The sequence below is a fragment of the Paraflavitalea sp. CAU 1676 genome (assembly GCF_029223285.1).
GTDB lineage: Bacteria > Bacteroidota > Bacteroidia > Chitinophagales > Chitinophagaceae > Paraflavitalea.
This window is the reverse complement of record NZ_JARHUJ010000022.1, coordinates 1-1,320: the sequence shown is the minus strand read 5'-3', so window position 1 is coordinate 1,320 and position 1,320 is coordinate 1. Positions and strand designations below refer to the sequence as shown.

General features: G+C 44.2%; 1 protein-coding gene. It reads left to right on the top strand.

Features of this window, described 5'->3' with window-relative positions; translation table 11 throughout:
• A partial coding sequence (locus P2H89_RS35405) for an IS1182 family transposase (RefSeq protein WP_275836328.1) occupies window positions 1-1,171 on the top strand: 1,171 nt, incomplete at its 5' end.
• Window positions 1,172-1,320: the final 149 nt, after the last annotated feature.

The following is a 1,320-nucleotide window of genomic DNA, read 5'->3' as shown; positions in this document are numbered from 1 at the left end:
CTTTACCCAGGTGGTGCTGTTGCTTTGCGAGGAGGGCCTGTTAAGTATTAAGGAGCTTTATACCGACGGAACCAAAATAGAAGCCAATGCCAACCGGTACACGTTTGTGTGGGGCAATTCTATGAAAGCCAACCGGGAAAAGATGAAGCAGCAATTAAACGAGCTGTGGCAGTATGCACAGTCGGTAGCGGCTTTCGAACTGAATGACACTGACCCTTCTGGCTTCGATAAGATAGATAGTGAAAAAGTTAATCAGACCATCGACAGTATCAATGCAGCTCTGAAGGATAAAGACGTAAGCAAAGAGGTCCGTCAAAAGTTGAATTATGCCAAAAAGAACTGGCCGGCAACCTTGGACAGATACGAACAGCAGGAGAGGATACTAGGGGAAAACAGGAGTAGTTATAGCAAGACCGACAACGATGCAACCTTCATGAGAATGAAGGAGGATCATATGAAAAATGGCCAATTAAAGCCTGGCTACAATGTACAGATCAGTACCAATAACCAATACATCGCATCCTATAGCGTACACCAGAATGCAAACGATACGAACACCCTCATTGGTCACGTCCAACAACATATAGAACAGTTTGGACAAAAGCCTGCAAACATTACGGCCGACGCCGGCTATGGCAGCGAACAAAATTATCAGTGGCTGGAGAAAAAGAGGATAACAGCTTACATTAAGTACAATCAGTTTGACCGGATGCAAAATGAGACTTTGCGACGCAAACAATCATTTTCAGTTGACCAATTGCAATATGATGCTGAAAACAACCAGTTCTTATGTCCGATAGGTGAGCCTATGCAGCACAAAAGTTGGACAATAGTAGAAACCAAAGCAGGCTATCCTCAGATTATGGATAAATACCAGGCTAAAGACTGTAAAGGCTGCATTTTGAATGGTGTCTGCAATACTCAGGAAGAAAATCGGATCATAGAAGTGTCCCTGAACAATGTCCGATTGAAAAAGGCAGCAGAAAAGCGGCTAAAGACAAAGCGAGGCCTGCAAAAACGTAAACAACGCTGCTTCGATACGGAACCTGCGTTTGCCAACATCAAACACAACCATCACTTCAAAAGATTTATGCTCCGAGGTATTGAAAAAGTATCGATAGAGACCGGCCTGCTGGCCCTGGCGCACAACCTCAGAAAGAAAGTTGCCTGAAAAAAGGCCATAGTCGAAGAAATTACTCCCTCAAAGACTTGAGTTAACCGGTCCTCACATTAAACTACTGCCCAATCCCGAGACCATCACAGTAAAACTCCACACAGCGCCATAAAAGAAAAAAGGGCGCCTCAAATTTTGAGACACCC